The organism is Caballeronia arationis (genome assembly GCF_001544975.2).
Taxonomy (GTDB): Bacteria; Pseudomonadota; Gammaproteobacteria; order Burkholderiales; family Burkholderiaceae; genus Caballeronia; species Caballeronia arationis.
Genome location: NZ_FCOG02000003.1, coordinates 120,493 through 142,352, shown reverse-complemented (window position 1 = coordinate 142,352; position 21,860 = coordinate 120,493). Strand labels below are relative to the sequence as shown.

At 63.3% G+C, this 21,860-nt stretch carries 16 protein-coding genes; 9 read left to right on the top strand and 7 right to left on the bottom strand.

Annotated features, from left to right (window positions below):
- Positions 1–54: 54 nt before the first annotated feature.
- The 6 genes from AWB81_RS02915 (at position 55) to AWB81_RS02885 (ending at position 9,731) form a co-directional block, all read left to right on the top strand.
- Positions 55–930, top strand: a complete 876-nt coding sequence (locus tag AWB81_RS02915; protein ID WP_062632389.1) for a branched-chain amino acid ABC transporter permease — start codon at positions 55–57, stop codon at positions 928–930.
- A 7-nt stretch (positions 931–937) separates the two neighbouring features.
- Positions 938–2,866, top strand: a complete 1,929-nt coding sequence (locus tag AWB81_RS02910) for a branched-chain amino acid ABC transporter ATP-binding protein/permease (RefSeq protein WP_062632388.1) — start codon at positions 938–940, stop codon at positions 2,864–2,866.
- A 737-nt stretch (positions 2,867–3,603) separates the two neighbouring features.
- The gene (locus AWB81_RS02900; RefSeq protein ID WP_062632387.1) at positions 3,604–4,338 is read left to right on the top strand and encodes an ABC transporter ATP-binding protein; all 735 of its coding nucleotides are present in this window, start codon (positions 3,604–3,606) and stop codon (positions 4,336–4,338) included.
- A 384-nt stretch (positions 4,339–4,722) separates the two neighbouring features.
- On the top strand, positions 4,723–5,559 hold the full coding sequence (locus AWB81_RS02895; RefSeq protein ID WP_062632386.1) for a shikimate dehydrogenase family protein: 837 nt from the start codon (positions 4,723–4,725) through the stop codon (positions 5,557–5,559).
- A gap of 162 nt (positions 5,560–5,721) precedes the next feature.
- On the top strand, positions 5,722–7,662 hold the full coding sequence (locus AWB81_RS02890) for a potassium transporter Kup (RefSeq protein WP_062632385.1): 1,941 nt from the start codon (positions 5,722–5,724) through the stop codon (positions 7,660–7,662).
- A gap of 65 nt (positions 7,663–7,727) precedes the next feature.
- A complete protein-coding gene (locus AWB81_RS02885) occupies positions 7,728–9,731 on the top strand; it encodes an acyl CoA:acetate/3-ketoacid CoA transferase (protein WP_062632384.1) in 2,004 nt (667 codons plus the stop codon).
- Positions 9,732–9,865: 134 nt separating this feature from the next.
- Here AWB81_RS02885 and AWB81_RS02880 read toward each other — a convergent pair whose 3' ends face one another.
- Positions 9,866–11,362, bottom strand: coding sequence for an amino acid permease (locus tag AWB81_RS02880; protein ID WP_062632477.1), 1,497 nt, complete (start codon positions 11,360–11,362; stop codon positions 9,866–9,868).
- Positions 11,363–11,586: 224 nt separating this feature from the next.
- Between AWB81_RS02880 and AWB81_RS02875 the strand changes: the two genes are divergently transcribed.
- Positions 11,587–12,240 (top strand): peroxiredoxin, encoded by a 654-nt coding sequence (locus tag AWB81_RS02875; protein ID WP_062632383.1) that lies wholly within the window; start codon positions 11,587–11,589, stop codon positions 12,238–12,240.
- A 53-nt stretch (positions 12,241–12,293) separates the two neighbouring features.
- Here the strand turns inward: AWB81_RS02875 and AWB81_RS02870 are convergent, their stop codons facing one another.
- The 5 genes from AWB81_RS02870 to AWB81_RS02850 form a co-directional block, all read right to left on the bottom strand.
- Positions 12,294–13,655 carry an MFS transporter gene (locus AWB81_RS02870; RefSeq protein WP_062632382.1) on the bottom strand — a complete coding sequence of 454 codons (1,362 nt, stop codon included), beginning with the start codon at positions 13,653–13,655 and terminating at the stop codon, positions 12,294–12,296.
- Positions 13,656–13,837: 182 nt separating this feature from the next.
- Positions 13,838–14,323 carry a ferritin-like domain-containing protein gene (locus tag AWB81_RS02865; protein WP_062632381.1) on the bottom strand — a complete coding sequence of 162 codons (486 nt, stop codon included), beginning with the start codon at positions 14,321–14,323 and terminating at the stop codon, positions 13,838–13,840.
- Positions 14,324–14,604: 281 nt separating this feature from the next.
- Complete coding sequence (locus tag AWB81_RS02860; RefSeq protein ID WP_062632380.1) at positions 14,605–15,303, bottom strand: FadR/GntR family transcriptional regulator; 699 nt, start codon at positions 15,301–15,303, stop codon at positions 14,605–14,607.
- 600 nt (positions 15,304–15,903) lie between these two features.
- On the bottom strand, positions 15,904–16,803 hold the full coding sequence (locus AWB81_RS02855; protein WP_062632379.1) for a LysR family transcriptional regulator: 900 nt from the start codon (positions 16,801–16,803) through the stop codon (positions 15,904–15,906).
- Between the two features lie 69 nt (positions 16,804–16,872).
- Positions 16,873–17,976, bottom strand: a complete 1,104-nt coding sequence (locus tag AWB81_RS02850; RefSeq protein WP_062632476.1) for an FUSC family protein — start codon at positions 17,974–17,976, stop codon at positions 16,873–16,875.
- A gap of 153 nt (positions 17,977–18,129) precedes the next feature.
- Here AWB81_RS02850 and AWB81_RS02845 point away from each other — a divergent pair, with 153 nt between their 5' ends.
- Complete coding sequence (locus AWB81_RS02845; protein WP_087134777.1) at positions 18,130–19,656, top strand: bifunctional diguanylate cyclase/phosphodiesterase; 1,527 nt, start codon at positions 18,130–18,132, stop codon at positions 19,654–19,656.
- A 7-nt stretch (positions 19,657–19,663) separates the two neighbouring features.
- Here the strand turns inward: AWB81_RS02845 and AWB81_RS02840 are convergent, their stop codons facing one another.
- Positions 19,664–20,962, bottom strand: a complete 1,299-nt coding sequence (locus AWB81_RS02840; RefSeq protein WP_062632475.1) for an L-fuconate dehydratase — start codon at positions 20,960–20,962, stop codon at positions 19,664–19,666.
- A gap of 151 nt (positions 20,963–21,113) precedes the next feature.
- Between AWB81_RS02840 and AWB81_RS02835 the strand changes: the two genes are divergently transcribed.
- The gene (locus AWB81_RS02835; protein ID WP_374730468.1) at positions 21,114–21,851 is read left to right on the top strand and encodes a GntR family transcriptional regulator; all 738 of its coding nucleotides are present in this window, start codon (positions 21,114–21,116) and stop codon (positions 21,849–21,851) included.
- The last annotated feature ends 9 nt before the right edge of the window (positions 21,852–21,860 follow it).

The window sequence follows — 21,860 nt, the reverse complement described above, 5'->3', positions numbered from 1 at the left end:
GGGGCGGCTTTGCTTTGTGTTTCGCTTGGTGTCTGACCTCTCGGCGGCTCGACGATGTCCATTCTTCTCCAGCTTGTCTATAGCGGCATCGCGCTCGGCATGATCTACGCCGTGATCGCGTTCGGCTATCAACTCACGTTTGCCACTTCCGGCACGCTGAACTTCGGGCAGGGCGATGCGCTGATGCTCGGCGCACTCGTCGGCCTCACGCTCGTCTCGGTGGGCGTCAACTACTGGCTGATGATTCCGCTCGTGTGTCTCTTCGGCCTCGCGCAGGGCGCGTTCGTCGAACGCATCGGCGTGCGGCCCGCGATCAGGATCAAGTCCGAATTCGGCTGGATCATGTCGACGATCGCGCTCGGCATCATCTTCAAGAACGTCGCGGAAAACGTCTGGGGCCGTGACGACCTGCGCTTTCCGTCGCCTTTGCCCGAAGCGCCACTCAAGGTCTTCGGCGCCAACGTGCTGCCGATGGAGCTGCTCGTCGTGGGCGGCGCGCTCGTGATGATGCTCGCGGTCGAGTTCTTCAACCGCAAGACGATCTTCGGCAAGGCCGTGGTCGCGACCGCGAACGATCGTGACGCCGCTTCGCTCATGGGCATCAATACCGGCCTCGTGATCACGTTCTCATATGCGCTCTCGTCGCTGACGGCCGCGTTCGCGGGCGTGCTGATCGCGCCGCTCACGCTGACCGGCGCGACGATGGGCGCGGTCCTCGGACTCAAGGCGTTCGCAGTGGCGATCATCGGCGGGCTGTCTAGCGGGATGGGGATCATCGTCGGCGGGATGATTCTCGGCATAGCGGAGACCACTACCGGCTTTTATATTTCGACCGGCTACAAGGACGTGCCGGGACTCGTGCTCCTGCTGATCGTGCTGGCGATGAAGCCGGCGGGTCTCTTCGGCAAGACTGCCATCAAGAAAGTCTGAGGCTACCGTGAACATCAAGAAAATCGTCGCGGGTGCTGTCGGACTCGTCGCACTCGCGGTATTCCCGGTGCTGTCGGGTAATCCGTATTACATCCACCTCGTCGAGACCATCATGATCTACGCGATCCTGCTGTTCGGTCTCGACATCGTGGTGGGGTATACGGGGCAGGTGTCGCTCGGGCATGCGGGGCTCTTCGGCGTCGGCGCGTACACGGCGGGCGTGCTCTTCATCAAGCTCGGCATGCCGTTCTTCGTCACGGCGCCGCTCGCGATCCTGGTGACGGCGGGCTTCGGCGCGATCCTCGCGCTGCCGGCGCTGCGCGTGTCCGGCCCCTATCTCGCGATGGTGACGCTTGCGTTCGGCACGATCATCCAGATCCTCATCAACGAGATGGATTTCCTGACCAACGGACCGATGGGCCTCAAGATTCCGAAGCCCACGATCGCCGGCCACATGCTGAACGAAGTCGAGTATTACTGGCTCGTCGCGGTGCTGCTGGTAGTGTCGCTGGTGGTCGTGCATCGCGTGCTGAAGTCGCATCTGGGCCGAGCGTTCGAGGCGCTGCGCGACAGCCCGATCGCGTCGGACTGCATGGGCGTGTCGGTATATCGCCACAAGGTCTATGCGTTCGTCATCAGCGCGGGTTTCGCGGGTCTTGCTGGCTGCCTCTATTCGTATTCCGAGCAGTACATCTCGCCGAACACCTACAACTTCGAACTGACGATCCTGTTCCTGCTCGCGATCATCATGGGCGGACGCAAGACGCGCACGGGCGCGGTGCTCGGCTCGACGATCATCGTGCTGCTGCCGAAGCTGCTCGACGACATCTCGATGTTCCGCACGGTGTCGACGGTGCTTGCGGCGGTCGTCGTGATCGGCGCGGCGATTGCGCTCGCGCGCCGCATCAGCACGCCGAAGAAGGTAGCGATTCCGGTGATCGGCACGGCGGGCCTCGCGATCTTTTCCTACTGGATCGATGCACTGACGGATTGGCGCCTGACCATTTTCGGCCTGATGATCCTGCTGGTCGTGTATTACCTGCAGGACGGCATCGTTGGCTTCGTACGCAAGATCCTGAGTCTCGGCCGCGTGCGCGTGACAAAGATCGATCCTGCCGATCTCGCGAATGCACAGGCGGACGCGGTGCTCGCGGTGCGTCCCGAGGGCGCAGAGAACATTCTCGAATTGCGCAACATCCTGATGCAGTTCAGCGGCCTGAAGGCGCTCAACGACGTGAACCTGACGGTGCGGCGCGGAACGATTCACGGCCTGATCGGACCGAACGGCTCGGGCAAGAGCACGATGATGAACGTGCTGACGGGCATTTATGTGCCTAGCGCGGGGGCGATCGAATACGACGGGCAGTCGATTGCGGGGCGGACGTCGGCGAACATCGCGCTGTCGGGCATTGCGCGGACGTTCCAGAACGTGCAGTTGTTCGGCGAGATGACTGCGCTGGAGAACGTGCTGGTCGGACTGCATCACACGTTCAAGTCGAATTTTGCCGATGTCGGGCTGATGACGGGGCGTTACCGGCGCGAGGAGCGTGCCGCGCGGGAGCGGGCGTTCAACCTGCTGCGCTTCGTCGGGCTGGAGGATGTAGCGACTGAGGAGGCGCGGAATCTGCCTTATGGCCGTCAGCGGCTGCTGGAGATTGCACGGGCGCTCGCGCTCGATCCGCAGTTGCTCCTGCTCGATGAGCCTGCGGCGGGGCTGACGGCGCCGGATATCCGCGAGCTGGTTGCGATCATTCGCAAGGTGAGGAATCACGGGATCACGCTTGTGCTCATCGAGCATCACATGGACGTGGTGATGAGTGTCTGCGACACGGTCTCGGTGCTGGACTTCGGGCAGAAGATTGCCGAAGGAAAACCTGCCGAGGTGCAGGCTGATGAGAAGGTTATCGAGGCTTATTTGGGTGGGCAGGCAGCATAGGGCGTTCATCGCTCGCGCTGGGGCGTGGTTGTTTTGAACACCGTTTGATATTTTCGGGCTTCTATGGAACTTGTTTTCTTAACGGTCTATTAGCACGCCCCTGTGCGGGGCGGCAGTCACTTTCTTTGCTGCTGCAAAGAAAGTAACCAAAGAAAGCAGCTTTTTCAGGCAGCAGTCGCAAACCGGCAACGCACTAGCAATACCGATTGGCCCAGCCCCTAAGTGTCGCCCTCAACGGACTTTAGGGGCTTGGTGCGCGGCACGCACTGTGTCATCGCGCAGTGAACAAGTTGGCACAGCAGTCATTCATCCGTTTTCGCTTCGCTGGACGAGAGGTGCATCGTCGCGCGGTTTGGGTTCGCGGTCGTTGCCATCCGCTGGTTTTCGGTTGTGCCCGTCGTCCGAGCGAAGCGCGGACGGACCGGAACGCAGCGCATACCACTTTGTTGGACTGCGAGGGGTGTCAGTGCGTGCGCGCGCCAAGCCCGGTGGTCCTTTGAGGGCGACACTTAGGCGCTGGGCCAGTCAGTGATGCGAGTGCGTTGCCGGTTTGCGACTGGTGCCTGAAAAAGCTGCTTTCTTTGCTTACTTTCTTTGCAGCAGCAAAGAAAGTAAGTCCCGCCCCGGACAGGGGCAGTGCTAATAGACCGACAAGAGAACAAGTTTCACGCAAGAGCAGAGACCAAAACCGGCGCAAATAACGTACAGCCCAACCGCAACGCAGAGAACCGAAAAAAATGCTATCGATCAGAAACCTGCACGCCGGCTACGGCAAGGTAAAAGTGCTGCATGGCATATCGATGGACGTGCCTAAGGCGCAGGTGGTCACCTTGATCGGCTCTAACGGAGCCGGCAAGACCACGACGATGCGCGCGATCTCCGGCATGATCAAGGCGACCGACGGCGAGATCACAATGGGCGTCGGCAACGAGGCAAAACGCATCGACGCGATGGACTCGCACAAGATCGCGCGCCTCGGTCTCGCGCATTCGCCCGAAGGCCGGCGCGTCTTCGCCACCATGTCGGTCACCGACAACCTCATCCTCGGCGCATTCCCGCGCCTGACCTGGGCGCGGCCGAAGGGCGACGTGTCCGCCGACCTCGAACGCGCCATCGAACTCTTTCCGCGCCTCAAGGAACGCCGTCATCAACTGGCCGGCACGCTCTCAGGCGGCGAACAGCAGATGCTCGCGATGGCGCGCGCCATCATGCTCAACCCGGATGTCGTGCTGCTCGACGAACCGTCGATGGGCCTGGCTCCCATCCTCGTCGAAGAAATCTTCCGCATTATAGAAAGGCTCAAGCAGGAAGGCGTCACGATGCTGCTCGTCGAACAATTCGCGGTCGCCGCGCTCAATGTCGCGGACTATGGCTACGTGCTGGAAAACGGCCGCATCGCCACGCACGGCCCGGCCGAGCAGTTGCGCAACGATCCGTCGGTCAAGGCTGCCTACCTCGGCACCAGCCACTAACCCCCAACGGTCGACCGGCCTTCGGCCCGGTCGATCAGCCATTCCCTCCAGATTCACGCATGCGCCGATGCGCTCCGATTAATCGGAGGAAACGGCGCGCGTGACCGTGCCAAGAGCGCATCGCCGTGCGACCCGGATCACGCGCCAAAGCACCCCACCGCCTGTTCAGCAGACGCTGAATGCACCCCCGTCACGGGCCAGGAATCCATATGGACGTCGTCGGCGATAAAATGTACTATTTGGTACACATTGGGGCGACGTGATTCCAGGTGCTGGCGCGCGGTCGCCGGCAGGCGCACTATGATGGTGATGTCCGCCGTCGACGTGATTGCAGCGGAACCGTAAGGCCTGATCCAGGAACTCGTTAGAAAAAGGAGCGCTGCGATGATCAGCGGAAAAACGACGCTTATCGCCCATCTGGGTTTCCCGACCGAGGCGTTCAAGGCGCCGATGATCTACAACCCGTGGTTCGAGAAAAACGGCATCGACGCCGTCGTGATGCCGATGGGCGTCAAGCCCGAGGACTACGAGGCCTTCCTGCCGATGCTGTTCCGGCTGAGCAACATCCGCGGCGCGCTCGTCACGATGCCGCACAAGGTCACGACCGTCGGCCTCGTCGACGAGGTGACGCCCACCGGCCGCATCGCGGGCGCATGCAACGCGATCCTCAAACGTCCGGACGGCAAGCTCGTCGGCGATCAGTTCGATGGCGCAGGCTTCGTGCGCGGCGTCGAGCGCAAGGGCCGTGCGCTCAAGGGCGCGCGCGTGCTCGTGGTGGGCAGCGGCGGAGTGGGCTCGGCGATTGCTGCATCGCTGGCCGCGGCCGGCGTTGCCGAGATGGCACTCTTCGATACCAATACGCCTTCCGTCGAAGCGCTCGCTGGCCGGCTGCGCGACCACTATTCGCAACTCGTCGTCACGACGGGATCGAAAGACCCGGCGGGCTTCGACGTTATCGTCAACGCGACGCCGCTTGGCATGAAGGAAGACGACCCGTTGCCGTTCGACATCGACCGCATTGCGCCGAGCACCCTCGTTGGCGAGGTCGTAATGAAGTCCGAATACACTCCGTTGTTGCGCGCGGCGAAGGAGAAGGGCTGCGCGGTGCAGGTCGGCACGGACATGCTGTTCGAGATGATCCCCGCTTACCTGGAGTTTTTCGGCTTCGGCACGGCGACGCCCGACGAGCTTCGCGCGGTATCGCAGATCAAGTACGCCTGACATCCGTGCCGAACAGCCGCGGACAGAAGCACGACACGTTCTCGGGCCATTTACTGTGCACGGAGCGCGCGGCCGTTCCTATACTTCGATAAGTGCATAAGTAGCAGCTCTCATCCTCTGACGAATAAACGAGCGCGCGACAAGCGTAAATCTGGAGGAATCATGGGATTGACTGCATCGGGCGCGACCTCGGACGACAAGGCCGGCGCGCCTGCGCCCCATCATCCGGCCCCGCATCATCCGGCCCTCTGGAGTCTTGCGCTCGCGGCGCTCGGCATCGTCTACGGAGACATTGGCACGAGTCCGTTGTACACGCTCAAAACAGTGTTCGATCCTGCAAACGGATTGCCGCTCGAACCGCTCAACGTGATCGGCATCGTGTCGCTGATCTTCTGGTCGCTCATCATCGTCGTGTCGCTCAAGTACGTGACGCTGATCCTGCGCGCCAACAACCACGGCGAAGGCGGGATCATGGCGTTGCTCGCGCTTGCGGCCTCGTCGGTCGCGAGCCGGCCGCGGCTGCGTCATGTGCTGCTCGGCATCGGCGTGATGGGCGCCGCGCTTTTCTACGGCGACGGCGTGATAACCCCGGCCATCTCCGTGCTGAGCGCGGTCGAGGGACTCGAAGTCGCCACGCCGCTCCTCAAGCCGTACGTCATTCCGGTCACGCTGATCGCCCTCACCGCGCTCTTCATGATGCAGAAGCACGGTACGGCGGGCATCGGCGCGGTATTCGGGCCCGTGATGGTGGTGTGGTTCTTCGTCCTCGCCATCGCGGGCGCTGTCAATATCGCAGACGCGCCGCGCATTTTGGAAGCGCTCGACCCCCTTGCGGGCCTCGCGTTCTGCCTGCGTCACCGCTGGCTCGCATTTGTCGCGCTGGGCGCGGTGGTGCTCTCGCTCACGGGTGCCGAGGCGCTCTATGCCGACATGGGCCACTTCGGCGCGCGGCCGATCCGTGTCACTTGGTTCGGCATGGTCTTTCCTGCGCTCGCACTGAACTATCTGGGGCAAGGCGCGCTGCTGCTCGCCGATCCCTCGGCGTTGCAAAACCCGTTCTATCATCTCTTTCCGCAATGGATGCTCTATCCGATGGTCGGGCTTTCGACCGTCGCGACGGTGATCGCATCGCAAGCCGTGATCTCCGGCACCTATTCGATGACCAAGCAGGCGATGCAGTTAGGCTTCCTGCCGCGCATGAACGTGGTGTACACATCGGCCAAGGAGATCGGGCAGATCTATGTGCCCGGCATCAACTGGACGCTTCTGATCGCCGTGGTCGGGGCGGTGCTCGCGTTCGGCTCGTCGACGGCACTTGGCTCGGCTTATGGCATCGCGGTGACAGGGACGATGCTCATCACGACCGTGCTGACGTTCTTCGTGATTCGCTACGCGTGGCACTACAACTGGCTGCTGTGCGTGTGCGCGACGGCCTTCTTCTTCGTGATCGATGCGACGTTCTTCTCCGCGAACTTATTGAAGATCGCGCAGGGCGGCTGGTTCCCGCTCGCGATCGGGTTCGTCATGTTCACGATCATGGCGACCTGGGGCCGCGGCTGGGAGATGATGCTGGCCGAAGCGCGCCTGCGCGCGGGCACGACACCGCTCAAGCCGTTTCTCGCGTCCTTGCTGGCGAAGCCGCCGGTGCGCGTGGAAGGCACCGCGATCTTCATGAACGCCGATCCGCATGGCGTGCCGCATTCGCTGCTGAACAATCTCGTGCACAACCGCGTGCTGCACGAGACCGTGATCTTTCTCACGGTCGCGAACAGCGAGGTGCCGTGGATTCCGTCGAACCAGCGCGTGTCGGTGCAGTCGCTCGGGCAGGGCTGTTATCAGGTGACGGTTCTCTACGGCTTTAAGGACGAAGTCGATTTGCCTGCTGCGCTGGAAGCGTGCGCGTCGTCGGGGGTGCGGTTCGATCGCACGCAGATCTCGTGGTTCCTGAGCCGTGCGACGGTTGTGCCGACGCCGGGCAAGGGCATGGCGCTCTGGCGCGAACGGCTCTTTGCCGTCATGCTGCACAATGTGGGCAACGTTGCCGCTTATCTGAAACTGCCCGCCGACCGCGTGATCGAACTGGGGGCGCGCGTCGAGATCTGAACACGGCGACGAGGGACGCCACCGAAAACTGACAAGCACGCGACGACCTGCTGAACGGAGACAACATGAGCGAAACTGTCCGGCCTTATCTGCCCGCCACCGCACGCACGGTCGAGCGGGGCAAGATCGTATCGGCACGCGAGGCCGTGCGCCTGATCCGCTCGGGGAACACGATCGCGACGAGCGGTTTCGTCGGCATCGGCTTTGCGGAAGCGGTGGCGGTCGCGCTCGAAGAGCGGTTCCTCGAAGGCGATAGCGCGGGCGGCGAAGCGCTCGCGGACCTCACGCTCGTCTATGCAGCAGGCCAGGGTGACGGCAAGTCGAAGGGGCTCAATCATCTTGCCCGCGAGGGTCTCGTGCGCCGAGTGATCGGCGGGCACTGGGGGCTCGTGCCGGGTTTGCAGCAGCTCGCGATCAACAACCGCATCGAAGCGTACAACCTTCCGCAGGGCGTGATCTCGCAACTCTTTCGCGATATCGCCGCGCATCGTCCCGGACATATTTCGACAGTCGGTCTCGGCACCTTCGTCGACCCGCGCAACGGCGGCGGCAAACTCAACGCGCGCACCACGGACGATCTTGTCACGCTGATGCAGATCGACGGCAAAGACTATCTTTTCTACAAGACCTTTCCGATCGACGTCGCGATCGTGCGCGGCACGACGGCTGACGTCAACGGCAACATCACGATGGAGAAGGAAGCGCTGACGCTCGAAGGGCTGTCGATCGCAATGGCCGCGCGCAATTCCGGTGGCATCGTGATCGCGCAGGTCGAGCGGCTCGCAGAGTCGAACACGCTCAACTCGCGGCAGGTGAAGATTCCGGGCGTAATGGTCGATTGCGTGGTGGTCGCGCAGCCAGAGCATCATTGGCAGACCTTCGGCGAGCAGTACAGCGCTGCGTTTTCGAGCGAGCTGCGCGTCGCGGCGAGTTCGGTGTTGCCGATGGCGTTGTCCGAGCGCAAGATCATCGCGCGTCGCGCGGCGTTCGAACTGATGGCGAACAGCATCGTGAATCTCGGCATCGGCATGCCGGAGGGCATCGCGAGCGTGGCGAACGAAGAGCAGGTGATCGATCTCTTTACGATGACGACGGAGCCGGGCGTGATCGGTGGCATTCCGGCGGGCGGCCTGAATTTCGGTGCCGCGACCAACACGCAGGCGATCATCGACCAGCCGTACCAGTTCGATTTCTACGATGGCGGCGGACTCGACATTGCGTTCCTCGGGCTCGCGCAGGCCGACCGCGAAGGCAATCTGAACGTGAGCAAGTTCGGCCCGAAGCTCGCGGGCGCGGGCGGCTTCATCAACATCAGCCAGAGCGCGAAGAAGGTGGTGTTCGTCGGCACGTTCAACGCGGGAAAGCTGGATATCGCGATCGAGGACGGGCATATCTGGATCGTGCGCGACGGGACTTGCCAGAAGTTCGTCGATGCCGTCGAGCACCGGACGTTCAGCGGCAGGTATGCGGCCGAGCGCGGTCAGCCGGTGCTGTACATCACCGAGCGCTGTGTGTTTTCGCTGACGCCTGAAGGGCTCGAGTTGATCGAGGTAGCGCCGGGCATCGACGTGGAGCGCGACATCCTCTCGCAGATGGGCTTTGCGCCAGTCATCAAGCGGCCGCCCCGGCTGATGGATGCGCGCATCTTCCAGAGCGCGCCTATGGGTTTGCGCAATATCCTGCTGCGCTTGCGTATCAGCGAGCGGTTCAGCTATGACGCCGAGAAGAACATGTTCTTCATCAACTTCGAAGGACATGAAGTCGCGACACTCGACGATGTTGAGGCGATACGGCGCGAGGTCGAGGCGAAGCTCAGCGGGTTGAAGGTCAGGCCGCACGCCATCGTCAACTATGACAATTTCTCGATCCGGCCGGATATGCTCGACGCCTATTCGGAGATGGTCACGAAGCTCGTGAATGGTTGTTATGAAGGGGTCACGCGATACACGACTTCCAGCTTCTTGCGGCTCAAGCTTGGCGATGCGCTCAAGAAGCGCGGCCTGGCCGCGTATATCTATGAAAGTCCTGAGGAAGCACGTGCGGCCGGCGCGGGGGGAGGGGCTGGATAACACCGTTTGATGTTTCTGCGCTTCTATGGAACTTGCTCTCTTAGTGGTCTATTAGCACTGCCCCGGACAGGGGCAATGCTAATAAACCGATAACAATACAAGTTCCACAGAAAGCGCATGAGCATCAAATGGTGTCAACGCACGCGGCGCCCAGCAGCGGAAATTTTCAACCTGCTATGCCGGATGCCATATCCAAAATAAATGACGACCCCAATGGCCATCCAGACAATAAGTCGAATCCATGTATCGGCGGGCAGGCCCGCCATCAGGAAGACTGAAGAAAGCGCCCCCAGCGGTGCGACGACGAACACGGCCGGCGTCCTGAACGCCCGCTTCAAGTCCGGCTGAGTAATCCGCAACACGAGCACCCCGACGCAAACGACCGCAAAGGCGAACAGAGTCCCGATACTCACCAGCTCTCCGACAAGCCCGATCGGCAACAGCCCGGCCAGCACCATCACGATCAGCCCCGTAATGATTGTCGTGATGTAAGGCGTGCGAAACCGCGGATGAATCTTCGAAGCGAACGGCGGCAGCAGCCCGTCGCGTGCCATCGAGTAGAAGATGCGCGGCTGGCTCAGGAGCAGCACGAGCACCACCGACGTAAGCCCGAAGATCGCGCCGAGCTTCACGATAGGCGAGAGCCAGCGCATGCCGATCGCATCGACGCCGACCGCGATCGGGTCCGCTACGTTGAGCTTGTCGTAAGGCACGATGCCCGTGAGCACATACGACACGAGCACGTAAAGCAGGGTGCAGATCGCAAGCGAGCCAAGCAGGCCGAGCGGCATGTCGCGGCTCGGGTTCTTCGTTTCCTGCGCGACAGTCGATACGGAATCGAAGCCGATGTACGCAAAGAACACGACCGCCGCACCACGCAGCACGCCGCTCATGCCGTACACGCCCGATTCGCCCGTGTTCGGCGGGATGAACGCGCCATGCGGATTCGTGCTCGTCGTCCAGTGCGCCGTATCGACATATCCGATGCCCGCGATGATGAACGCAATCACGATCACCACTTTCACCACCACGATGACGCTGTTCACGCGAGCCGATTCGCGGATGCCAATCACGAGCAGCATCGTGATCAGCCCGACGATCACCATCGCCGGCACGTTGAGGAGCGCGCCCGCATGGCTCCAGCCGTGCCCGGGTTCGTAGGAGAAGGGCGCTTGCGAAAGGCGCGCGGGAATGTCGACGCCGAGCGAATGCAGAAAGCTCACCACGTACCCCGACCAGCCGATCGCGACGGTCGTCGCCCCCACGGCATATTCGAGGATCAGGTCCCAGCCGATCAACCACGCAATGAACTCGCCCATCGTCGCGTAAGCATACGTGTAGGCGCTGCCGGAGACGGGCACGGTCGAGGCCATTTCCGCATAACACAGGCCCGCAAGTCCGCAGACGATGCCCCCGAGCACAAACGAGATCGTGATGGCCGGTCCCGCGTTGGTGGCGGCCGCGTGCCCCGTCAGCACGAAAATCCCCGCGCCGATGATGCAGCCGATGCCAAGCATGGTCAGGTCGAGGCCGGAGAGCGAGCGCTTGAGCGTGTGTCCGCCTTCCTCATGCAGGACCTCATCGCTTTCCGAGGCCTCGGCCTGCAACGCATCGATGGACTTTCTTTGCATCATCGTCACGATACTCTCCTGTTCCCTGAGGCATCATTGAAAGGGCGGTCTTATTCCGTGATAGCAGATTTAATAGAAGAATTCGAGCTTTAAGCAGGAGCAAGACGCGCGCCCGGACCGCACTATAATCACAATGTAAATAGCTTGTTTTAGCCCCGGGGTCAGGTTTGCGAGCCAGTGGACGCTTGCGCCGTCCCGGGTTACTCACACAGTGGAGATTGAATATGTCCATCCGTATTGGTGATGAAGCCCCCGACTTCACGGCAGAAACAACTGAAGGAACCGTCCGCTTTCACGAGTGGATCGGTGACAAGTGGGCCATCCTGTTTTCGCATCCGAAAGATTTCACGCCGGTCTGCACGACCGAACTGGGCTACTTGGCACGGCTCAAACCCGAATTCGACAAGCGCAACACCAAGGTGATCGGCCTGTCCATCGATCCGGTCGACAATCATTCGAAGTGGGCAAAGGACATCGAGGAAACGCAGGGTACGGCGGTCAACTACCCGATGATCGGCGATGCGGACCTCAACGTCGCCAAGCTCTACGACATGATCCATCCGAACGCGAGCGGCGGTCCGCGCACGGCGGTGGACAACGCCACCATCCGCGCCGTGTTCATCGTCGGCCCGGACAAGAAGGTCAAGGCCACCTTTACCTATCCGATGAGCGCGGGCCGCAATTTCGACGAGGTTCTGCGCCTCCTGGACGCGCTGCAACTCAACGCGAAGCACGCCGTGGCCACGCCCGTGAACTGGAAGCCGGGCGAGGACGTGATCATTCCGACGTCGGTGTCGGATGAGGACGCAAAGAAGAAGTATCCGCAGGGCTTCAAGACGCTGAAGCCGTATCTGCGTACGGTCGAGCAGCCGAAGTAAGCCTGTCGCGCGGAAGTGGCCGGCCGTACCCGTCGAGGGTGCGGCCGGTTTTTTTAGTGGCCCGCGATCGACGGATCGGCGGGCGCCGTCGCCGCATCGACCGGATGCACGGCCTGCTTGATCAGGAGCGCGACGCACGCGATCAGGCCCGCTACCGCGATCACCGTGAAGATGCCCGCGAAAGTGAACTGCCGCCGCGTGAGTTCGGCGACGAGAAACGAGCCCGCGATGCCGCCGAAGCGCCCGATGCCGAGCATCCACGCGACGCCGGTTGCGCGTCCCTGAGTCGGATAGAACGCGGCCGCGAGCGCCGGCATCGACGATTGCGCGGTATTCATCAGGATGCCGGCTGCGAAGACGCTGACCATAAGCCAGCCCACATCGCCGATCGACTGGCCGATCGCATAGACGGTAACCGCGGTCAGTGCATAACCCGCCGCGATCACGCGGTTCGGATTGAAGCGGTCCATCAACATGCCGAACAGCACGGCGCCCACGCCGCCTAGCGGAAAGAGCGCAGAGATGAGCGTTGCGCGTTGCGGGGTAAGGCCCGCTTCCTTGAAGAGGATGGGCATCCAGTTGATCGACGCGTAGAAGATCACGAGGCCCATGAAATACGCGAGCCACAGCATCACCGAGCCGACCACGTACGACGGCGAAAGCACCACGCTCAAGCCGCCCTTGGCGCTCGTGCGCGGCGCCTGTTCGGTCATGATGAAGGCGGTCGCGCGCGATGCGCTCGCGGACACGCGTGAGAGTGCTGCGCGAATCTTCTCCGCCGGATGGTTCTTCGCGACCATGTAGCGCACCGATTCGGGCATCACGACCATTAGCAGCACGGCAAGGATGAGCGGAGTCACGCCACCTAGGACCAGCACGCTGCGCCAGCCGAAATGCGGGATCATCCACGCGGCGAGAAAGCCGCCGAATGCCGCGCCCAGCGGAAAGCCGCAGAACATGAGGTTGGTGAGCGTCGCGCGCCGCTGGTCCGGGCAGTACTCGCTCATCATCGTGACCGCGTTGGGCATCGCGGCACCGAGGCCGAGGCCGGTGACAAAGCGCAGCACGGTGAGCTGGAACAGGTTGCCCGACCACGCTGACGCAAGGCACGCGAAGCCGAAGACGGTCACCGAGACGATCAGTAGCAGACGCCGCCCGAGCCGGTCCGAGAGCGGACCCGCCGCGAGTGCGCCGAACGCGAGTCCGAAGAGCGCCGCACTCAGTACCGGCGCAAGCGCCGGCCTGCTGATGTGCCATTCCGTGACGAGCGACGGCGCGATGAAGCCGATGGCGGCGGTGTCGAAGCCGTCGAGAAGCACGACGACGAAGCACATCGCGAAGATGAGCCACTGAAATCCAGAGAACGGGTGCTCGTTCAGGAACGTCTGTATGTTGACGGTCGTACCTTTATCCATTTTTATTACCCCGAGAGTGAAGACTCCAACGCACGACGCAGCTGCGCCGCATGCGTTCGCTCCCCGAATTGTGCAGCGCACCCGCATGGGCGTCGACATTCGCGGGCACAGGATTACCCTAATAGAAATGCTGCGCGGCGACGCTTCCCGAGGCACGCATCGTCATCGGCATCGAGCCTGCGTCAGGCCTTGCCCGTCTGGCGCTCGGTCGAGGTCGTCACTTCGCCTGGCCGGCGCAGCATCTTGTCGACTTCGCCCGCATGCATCTCCTCGGTATGGATCATCTGGCGCGCGAACTCTTCCAGCGCGACGGAGCGGTCCTCGACGAGCGCGAGCAGATCGCGATAGAGCTTCAGCGCGACATTCTCGGCCTGGAGCGACTCGCGCAGGATCGACGCGATATCGAACGTGTGCGAATCGAGCAGCGGCCCGATCGCGAGGGAGGGATACGCGCCGAGCGTCGTGATCCACTCTCCGACCTGCTGGGCATGCAGCAGCGACTCGTCGGCCTGCTCGCGCAGCCAGGAGACGATCGGGATGCGCCCGAAGCCGAAGACGAGAAACGAATAGTGCGTGTAGCGGACGACGCCGGCCAGTTCGGACTCGAGAATCTGGTTCAGCACCGCGACGACTTTTTCCTTGTCGATTTCCCTGTCGATCTCTGACATTGCTGCCTCCATTCGTGTCTTGCGCGGCGAATGCGCGATGCGCAGAGCCGCTGTTAGCCGCGATCTCCGACATCAGCTAATTGTAGTCACGCGGACGGATCGTGCGAGGCGTTTGTCGAACTGCCTCCGCGACGATGCGCTCTACGCGCAAGATACGGTCCCAGGACACGGTGGCGCGCGAGAGACAAGCGTGCCGAAGCGACACGCAATGGGGAAGAAGGCAATGCGGAAGTTGACGAAGGCGCCTGCACCCGAGTTCGATGGCCCGGGCGAGGCGGGCATCAGGCGGCTTCTTCCAACAGCCGCGTCGCGCAGTTCGCGAGGAGGTAGGTCATTGCGGTCCGGGCGCTGTCGGCGTCGGACGCCTCGATCGCCTGCACCACCTTCGCGTAGTCCGCGAGATTCGACTGGTGCGCGAGCGCGTGAGGATGTTCGGCCGGCTTCGCCGCCCGCAATGCCATGCGCACGATGTGGCCCATTTGGCGCAGGAGTTCGTCGCCGCTCGCATCGACGATCGCGGATTGCAGCGCGTCCTCGGCCGCGCAGGCCGCCGCACCGTTCGCGTCCGCCTGCGCGAACCTCTGGTAGGCGGCCGCAATCGCGATGCGCTGGTTGCGGGTCGCGCGCTCGGCCGCGAGCGCTGCCGCGCGCGGATCGACGAGCGACCGGAATTCGATCAGCCCGCGCAGGTACTCCGGGTCCGCCGCCGCACGAAGCCGCCATTCGGCGACTTCATGGTCGATGATGAGCCACTCCGTCGGCGGCCGGATGCGCGTGCCGGTCTTCGGACGCACGTCGAGCATCCTTCGCGAGATCAGGATGGAAAGCGCCTCGCGCATGATGGTGCGGCTCACGCCATGTTTCTTTGAGAGCTCGACTTGCGGCGGCAGCACGTTCGCTGCGTATTCGCCATTTACGATGCAGGTAACCAGTTGGTTCACCACTCGTTTGACGAGCGATACTTCGTATCCATGGTTCATTTGTTCTTCTCGTAGAATCACCTGAATGCCAGTCCGTTCGCCGCCCACCCCGAGCGGCCTGCGTTCGCATGAACGCTGGCGCGATAGTATTGCTGCGATGCCATGCGCGGCGGCTGGCCGTGCTGCCTCGGTGCTGTCGGCGCCGCTTCGATTTCCAGCCTGATTTCCAGCCTGTTTTTTAGTTCGATTACCGCTTCGATCCCGCTTCTGTGCCGAACGTGTGCCGCTGTCGTGCAGACTTCGCGCTCTTGTGCGCGCCTCTTGCTGCGCTTTTTCCGGGGGGCGAACTTCGCGTCTCCTTGAATCGATGGACGCGGCTCGCCTTGTCTTTGCTCTGATCTTCTGGTCTTCAGGTGATGCAGGACGGTCGTCCGGTCGCGGAGATACCGACCGGACGCTTCGCTCCGAGCGCCGCCAGACCGTTCGGTAATTTTTATCCGCTGCGCCGTGACGGTCGGCAAAAGAAGCCTATCGCTCGCTGGCTTCCTTGCCAATATGGTGCACCGCGGATTCGTCTGCGCAACGTTCGTCCGCCCACACACATTTTGCAAAGGCGCATCGCGCAAGCGTTTGCGCGTGCCCGCGGGTTGCGAAAGTACGTCAGGCGGCGCCTTCGAAGATCTCGCGCAGCCATTGCGTGAAAACGCGAACGCGCGACGAGAGTTGACGGCTTTGCGGATACAGAACGGAAACGGGCATGGACGGCGGCGGAAAGCTGGCGAGCACGACTTCGAGCCTGCCCGCGGCCAACTCGTCGAGCACGCGATAGCGCGGCACCTGAACGATCCCCAAGCCCGCCAGCGCGGCGCCGGTGTAGAGCTCGGCGCCCGTCACGGAGACGCTCGACGGCAGTTCCATCTCGACGACGCGGCCATCGACGCTGAATTCCAGCGGCAACATGCGGCCCGATCCGCTCGACATGTAGTTGACCGCGCGATGGGTGCCCGCCTTGCCGAGCGCATCGAGCGACGAAGGCGCGCCATGCTTCGCGAGATACGCGGGACTCGCCACCGTTACCTGCTCCATCAGCGCAACGCGCCGGCCGACCATCGACGAATCCTGCAGCGTGCCCGCGCGCAGCACGCAATCGATGCCCTCGCGCACGAGATCGACGAGCCGGTCGTCCTCGCCGATCTGCAACTCGATGTCCGGATAGCGCGCGATGAACGCCGGCAGCGCAGGCGCGACGAAGTGCCTGGCGAGGGTGCCCTGCAAGTTTGCGCGCAGAAGGCCCTTCGGCGCGACATGACGAAACGATCCTTCGGCTTCTTCCATGTCCGCGACGAGCCGCACGCAGCGCCGGTAATACGCCTCGCCGTCGTGCGTGAGGCGCACGGTGCGCGTCGTGCGTTCGAGCAGGCGCGTGCCAAGGCGCTCTTCCATGCGCTTCATCAGGTTCGTCACGGTGGCGCGCGGAATCTGCAGATCGTCGGCCGCCTGCGTGAAGCTCTTTCTCTCCGCAATGCGGATGAAGACCTGCATTTCCATAAAGCGGTCCATGCGTTCTCGTCGGGTCGGTTCGAGCGGATTGTTGAAGCAGATGGAGCGATGGTAACAAGACTGCTGCGATTATTCGCGCCCGGGCCGCAACGGGAAGATGAAGATCGCGGCGACGATGCCGAGCACGCCGCCGATCAATGTCTCCCAGGCGCGCGCGGCGAGTAGCGGCACCGAGTGCGTACCGCTTGCCGCCATCGTCACGATCAGCGTGAATGCGAAGGCCGCGCATGCGACGTCGTAGCGTTCTGGCAGCGCCATTGCATAGACGATCATCGCGAACGCGGCCACGCACCAGAGCACGAGCGGCGCATGCACGGCAAGCGGCAGGCACGCGAGTGCGAGCGGCACGCCGACCAGCGTCCCGACGATCCGGCGCCGAACCCGCGCTAGCGTCCCCGTCGCCGAGCCCGCAACGACGTAGGTGCAGGCCGTGATCGCCCATGAGGACTCGACGAGACCCAATGCGTCGTTCATCGCAACGATCGCGAGCGCGCCGCTTGCGGCCTGCAATCCCATGATGAATTCCGCCGACATGCCGTGACGGCCCGACGGCAGCCCCGGCGCGAGCGCAGCAACGGTGGCCGGGCGTTCGGCGGGGCCGCTCAGCATGCGCGGAACGATCGACGCGAGCGCGGCGATCGCGACCGCTACGGCGATCGTCGGCAGGTCGCCGGGCGCGAGATGCATGCCGTAGGCGAGCAATTGCCCGATGTAGACCTGCGATCCGACGCCCGCGCCCAGCACGCCAAAGCGCTTCAGATAGCCGACGAGAAACGCACCGGACACGAGCATCAGTTCCGGACCCGCGCGCGCGACGTGTTGCAGGAGCGGCGCGAGCAGGCAGAACATCGCCGCCCCCGCGCCCGCCGCGATACACAGCAGTGCGAGATCGCGGCTCGATTCGGGACGCGTCGTGCGCGCCTCCGACACGCTCGCCCAGAGCGCGAAACTGCCCGCCAGCGCGCCGAGCAGGGCGCCCCCCGGCAATCCGTGCGCGATGTCCTGGAGTGAGCCGAGCGACGCGGCAATGCCATAAGCGGTGACGAGACGCAGGCCCTTGATTCGCCGGTGCGTGCCCGGATCGATGCGTTCCAGCCAGCCGGCGACCGGCGCGAACGGTCGTGCGCGAGCGCGCATGGCAGCGGCCTCGTGGTCGTCGTCAGCGGGGTTCATCGTCCATGCTCGCTTTGCGTTTCGCGCGTTCACTGATTCTCGGAGGCCGCACGGCAATTCGCCGAAGAGGCGGCCAAAGCGCGCGCTATTTGCCGGATCGCGGGCGCGGTGCCGCGTGCACAATGCTCGCCAGGGTAAGAACTCAGGGCAACCATGCGACCGATCCGGCCGGGCATCGACAGGGAAAAAGCACGGCTTCGCGCACTCGTGCAGATTCCGGCGCTGACGCTTCTCGTCCTGTGCGTGCTGTGGATCACCATCCTCGTGCGGCTGCAGATCGAGAAGTCGGCCGTGCTGCGCGACACGCAGGACGCGGCCCGCACGATTGCGCGTTCGCTGCAGACGCATACGCTCAAGACGATTCACGACGTCGACGTGATCGCGCTGCTCATCAAATACGGTTACGAAACCGCGCCCCTCACGTTCGATCTCGCGCGCTATCAGGCCTATGGGCTCATCACCGCAGACACCGCGCTGCAAGTGACGGTAGTCGGCGCGAACGGGCATGTGCTCAGCTCGACGCTGCCGTTCAAGGGCGTGGTCGACCTGAGCGACCGCGAACACTTTCTCGTGCACCGCTCGAATCCTCAGACGGGACTCTTCATCAGCCGTCCCGTGATCGGCCGCGTGTCGAAGCAATGGTCGATTCAGGCGACACGCCGCATCGACAATCCGGACGGCAGCTTCTGCGGTGTCGTCGTCATTTCGGAAAACCCCGCGTATCTCACCGATGGTTTCTATAACAGCGCGGCCCTCGGACGTCACGGCCTCATTGCGGTGATCTCGAAGCAGGGCTTCACGCTCTCGCGCCGCGCGGGCGAAGCGCCCAGCACGACAGGCGGGCCGAGCCTCGACCGCTATCGCGACATCTCGCACGCGCCGGTCGCGACGATGGTCGATCCGGTCGACCACATCGAACGGGTTGTCGCGAGCAGCACCGTGGATCGATACGGCCTCGCGGTGGTCGCGGGCCTCTCGCTCGATGAAGCGCTCGACGACTATTACCACATGCGCCGCGTCTATGTGACGATGGCCGCCGTCATCTCCGCGATGCTGATCGGCTTTGCGGCATGGATCATGGCGCTCGTGTCGAAACTGCACCGGGGCAAGGACGAACTGCGGCGCCTCGCGCAAACCGACCGGCTGACGGGACTCTACAACCGCGGCCGCATCAAGGACGTGCTGCACGACGCGGCCGCGGCGCCCGACGCATGCGGCAACGTCGCGGCGATCTTCGTCGACCTCGACAACTTCAAGGAACTCAACGACAGCTACGGGCATCAGTGCGGGGATCAGGTGCTCACGGTCGTGGCCGACCGGCTGCGCGCGGCGGTGGGCGAACACGGCGCGATCGGACGGCTCGGCGGCGACGAATTTCTCGTCGTGATCGAGGCACGCGATGCGCTCGAAGCCGGCATAAGGAGCGCGCAATCCATCGCTGCCGCGCTTGCGGCGGACGTCAGCGTGCATGGCAAGCCGTATGTGATCCGCGCGAGCCTCGGGCTCGCGGTGCTCGCCATCGGCGACACCGCCAGCGATCTCGTGCGCAAGGCGGACCAGGCGATGTACGAGGCCAAGCGCTGCGGCCGGGGCGTCCGCGCGACGACCTGGCACGCCTGGTCCGAAACGAGCGAAGGCGCCCGCGCTCCGCACAGCGCTCCGGAGCGCTCGATCGCCTGAGGCGCCTTCACTCCTGCCACGCCGCGCCGTCTGGAAACGCGTAGCGCTCGAGCGACTTCGCATGCATTTCGATGCTGTACCCGGGCGATTGCGGCGGCATATAGCGCCCGTTCGCGATCACGACAGGATCGATGAAATGCTCATGCAGATGATCGACATATTCGAGCACGTGATTATCGAGCGACGCGGAGACGCAGACGTAATCGAACAGCGAAATATGCTGCACGTACTCGCATAATCCGACGCCCCCCGCGTGCGGACAGACCGGCACGCCGAACTTGGCGGCCATCAGCAGCACGAGCAGCACTTCGTTCAGGCCGCCGAGCCGGCAACTGTCGACCTGACAGAAGTCGATGGCCTGCGCCTGAAGCAACTGCTTGAACATCACGCGGTTGTGGCAGTGCTCGCCCGTTGCGACCCCGATCGGCGCGAGCCGCCGCCGGATCTCTGCGTGGCCGAGGATATCGTCGGGGCTCGTCGGTTCTTCGATCCACCACGGGTCGAACTCGGCGAGGCGCCGCATGTTGGCAATCGCTTCGTCGACTTCCCAGACCTGGTTCGCATCCATCATCAGCTTGCGCTCCGCTCCGATTTCCTCGCGAAGGATGCGCGCGCGCCGCACGTCCTCTTCCAGGTTGCCGCCCACCTTCTGCTTGAAGTGCGTCCACCCTTGCGCGACGCCTTCGCGAGCGAGGCGCCGGATCTTGTCGTCGTCGTACCCGAGCCAGCCTGCCGAAGTTGTGTATGCGGGATAACCCTTGGCGAGCATCTCGCGTTCGCGCTCGTCCCGCGTGGGCTCATGGCGGCGCAGGATCGCGAGCGCCTCTTGAGGCGTGAGCACATCGGTGACATAGCGGAAGTCGAGACAACGCACGAGCGCTTCCGGGCTCATGTCAACGAGAAGCTTCCACACCGGCTTGCCTTCGGCCTTCGCCCACAGGTCCCAAACCGCGTTGACGACTGCCGCGGTCGCGAGGTGGATCACGCCCTTGTCGGGGCCGAGCCAGCGCAACTGGCTATCGGATGTGATCGCGCGCCAGAAGCCGCCCATGTCCGCGGCGATATCCTCCAGCCGCTTGCCGACGACGAGCGGCGCCAGCGCGTTGAGCGCGGCCACGCAGACCTCGTTGCCGCGCCCGATCGTGAACGTGAGGCCGTGGCCGGTGAGGCCATCGGGCGAATCAGTTTCGAGGATCGCGTAGGTGGCGGAATAATCGGGCGCGGCGTTCATCGCATCGGAGCCGTCGAGCGAACGCGAGGTCGGAAACCGGATATCGCGCGCGGATAGCTTGGTGATGGTGGTCATTGTCGGCTCCTTGAAAAGAACATGACGGCTTAAAAGCCGCGACGATTTGTTCAGGCGGATCGCACTTCGGATCTCTTCGCCTAAGAGGACGTTGACAAGCTCCATTCCGCCTCCTAGCCTGCTAGCATGTTAGTTCGAAATCAGGGGCGGTGTGAGCGATTCGACCAACGACACGAGTCTCGCCGCCGACCCCTACAGCGCACTCGCGAAGCTACATGGCGCCGGCCGCGGCAGCCTCACCGACGCGGTTGCGCAGGCGTTGCGCGCCGCTATCGTCAGCCTCGCGATGGAGCCCGGCATGATGATCGACAAGCTCGCGATATGCGAACGCATGGGCGTCTCGCGCTTTCCGGTGTCTGCCGCGCTCGCGAAACTCGCGGCGGCGGGGCTCGTCGAGGTCTTGCCGCAGCGCGGCACGCGCGTCACGCCGATCGTGATGCACGACATTCGCCAGCACCTGTTCATTCGCAGCGCGCTCGAAGTGGAGACCGTCCGCATGCTGGCAAGCGCCGAACCCGGTTCTACCGACAACACGCTCGACACACTGGAGGCCAACCTCGCGAAGCAGCGCGAGGTGGTCGCGGCGGGCATGCGCCCGGAATTTCACACGCTCGATCTCGGCTTTCACGAGATCCTGCTCGACGCGATCGGACTGCCGCGCGTGAAGGAGATCGTCGCGGTCTCGCGCAGCGCGCTCGACCGCGCGCGCCGCCTGATGGCGAGCCCTGAGCGTCATGCAAACACGATTCTGGAACACGAGCGCATCGTCGATGCAATCCGGGCAGGCGATGCGGATGCCGCCGCGCAGGCGATGCATCATCACCTCGATGAAGTCGTCGCTGAATTGCGGCGCTTTGCTGGCGAAAGACCCGACCTGTTCAAGGAGTAAGACGCGAAA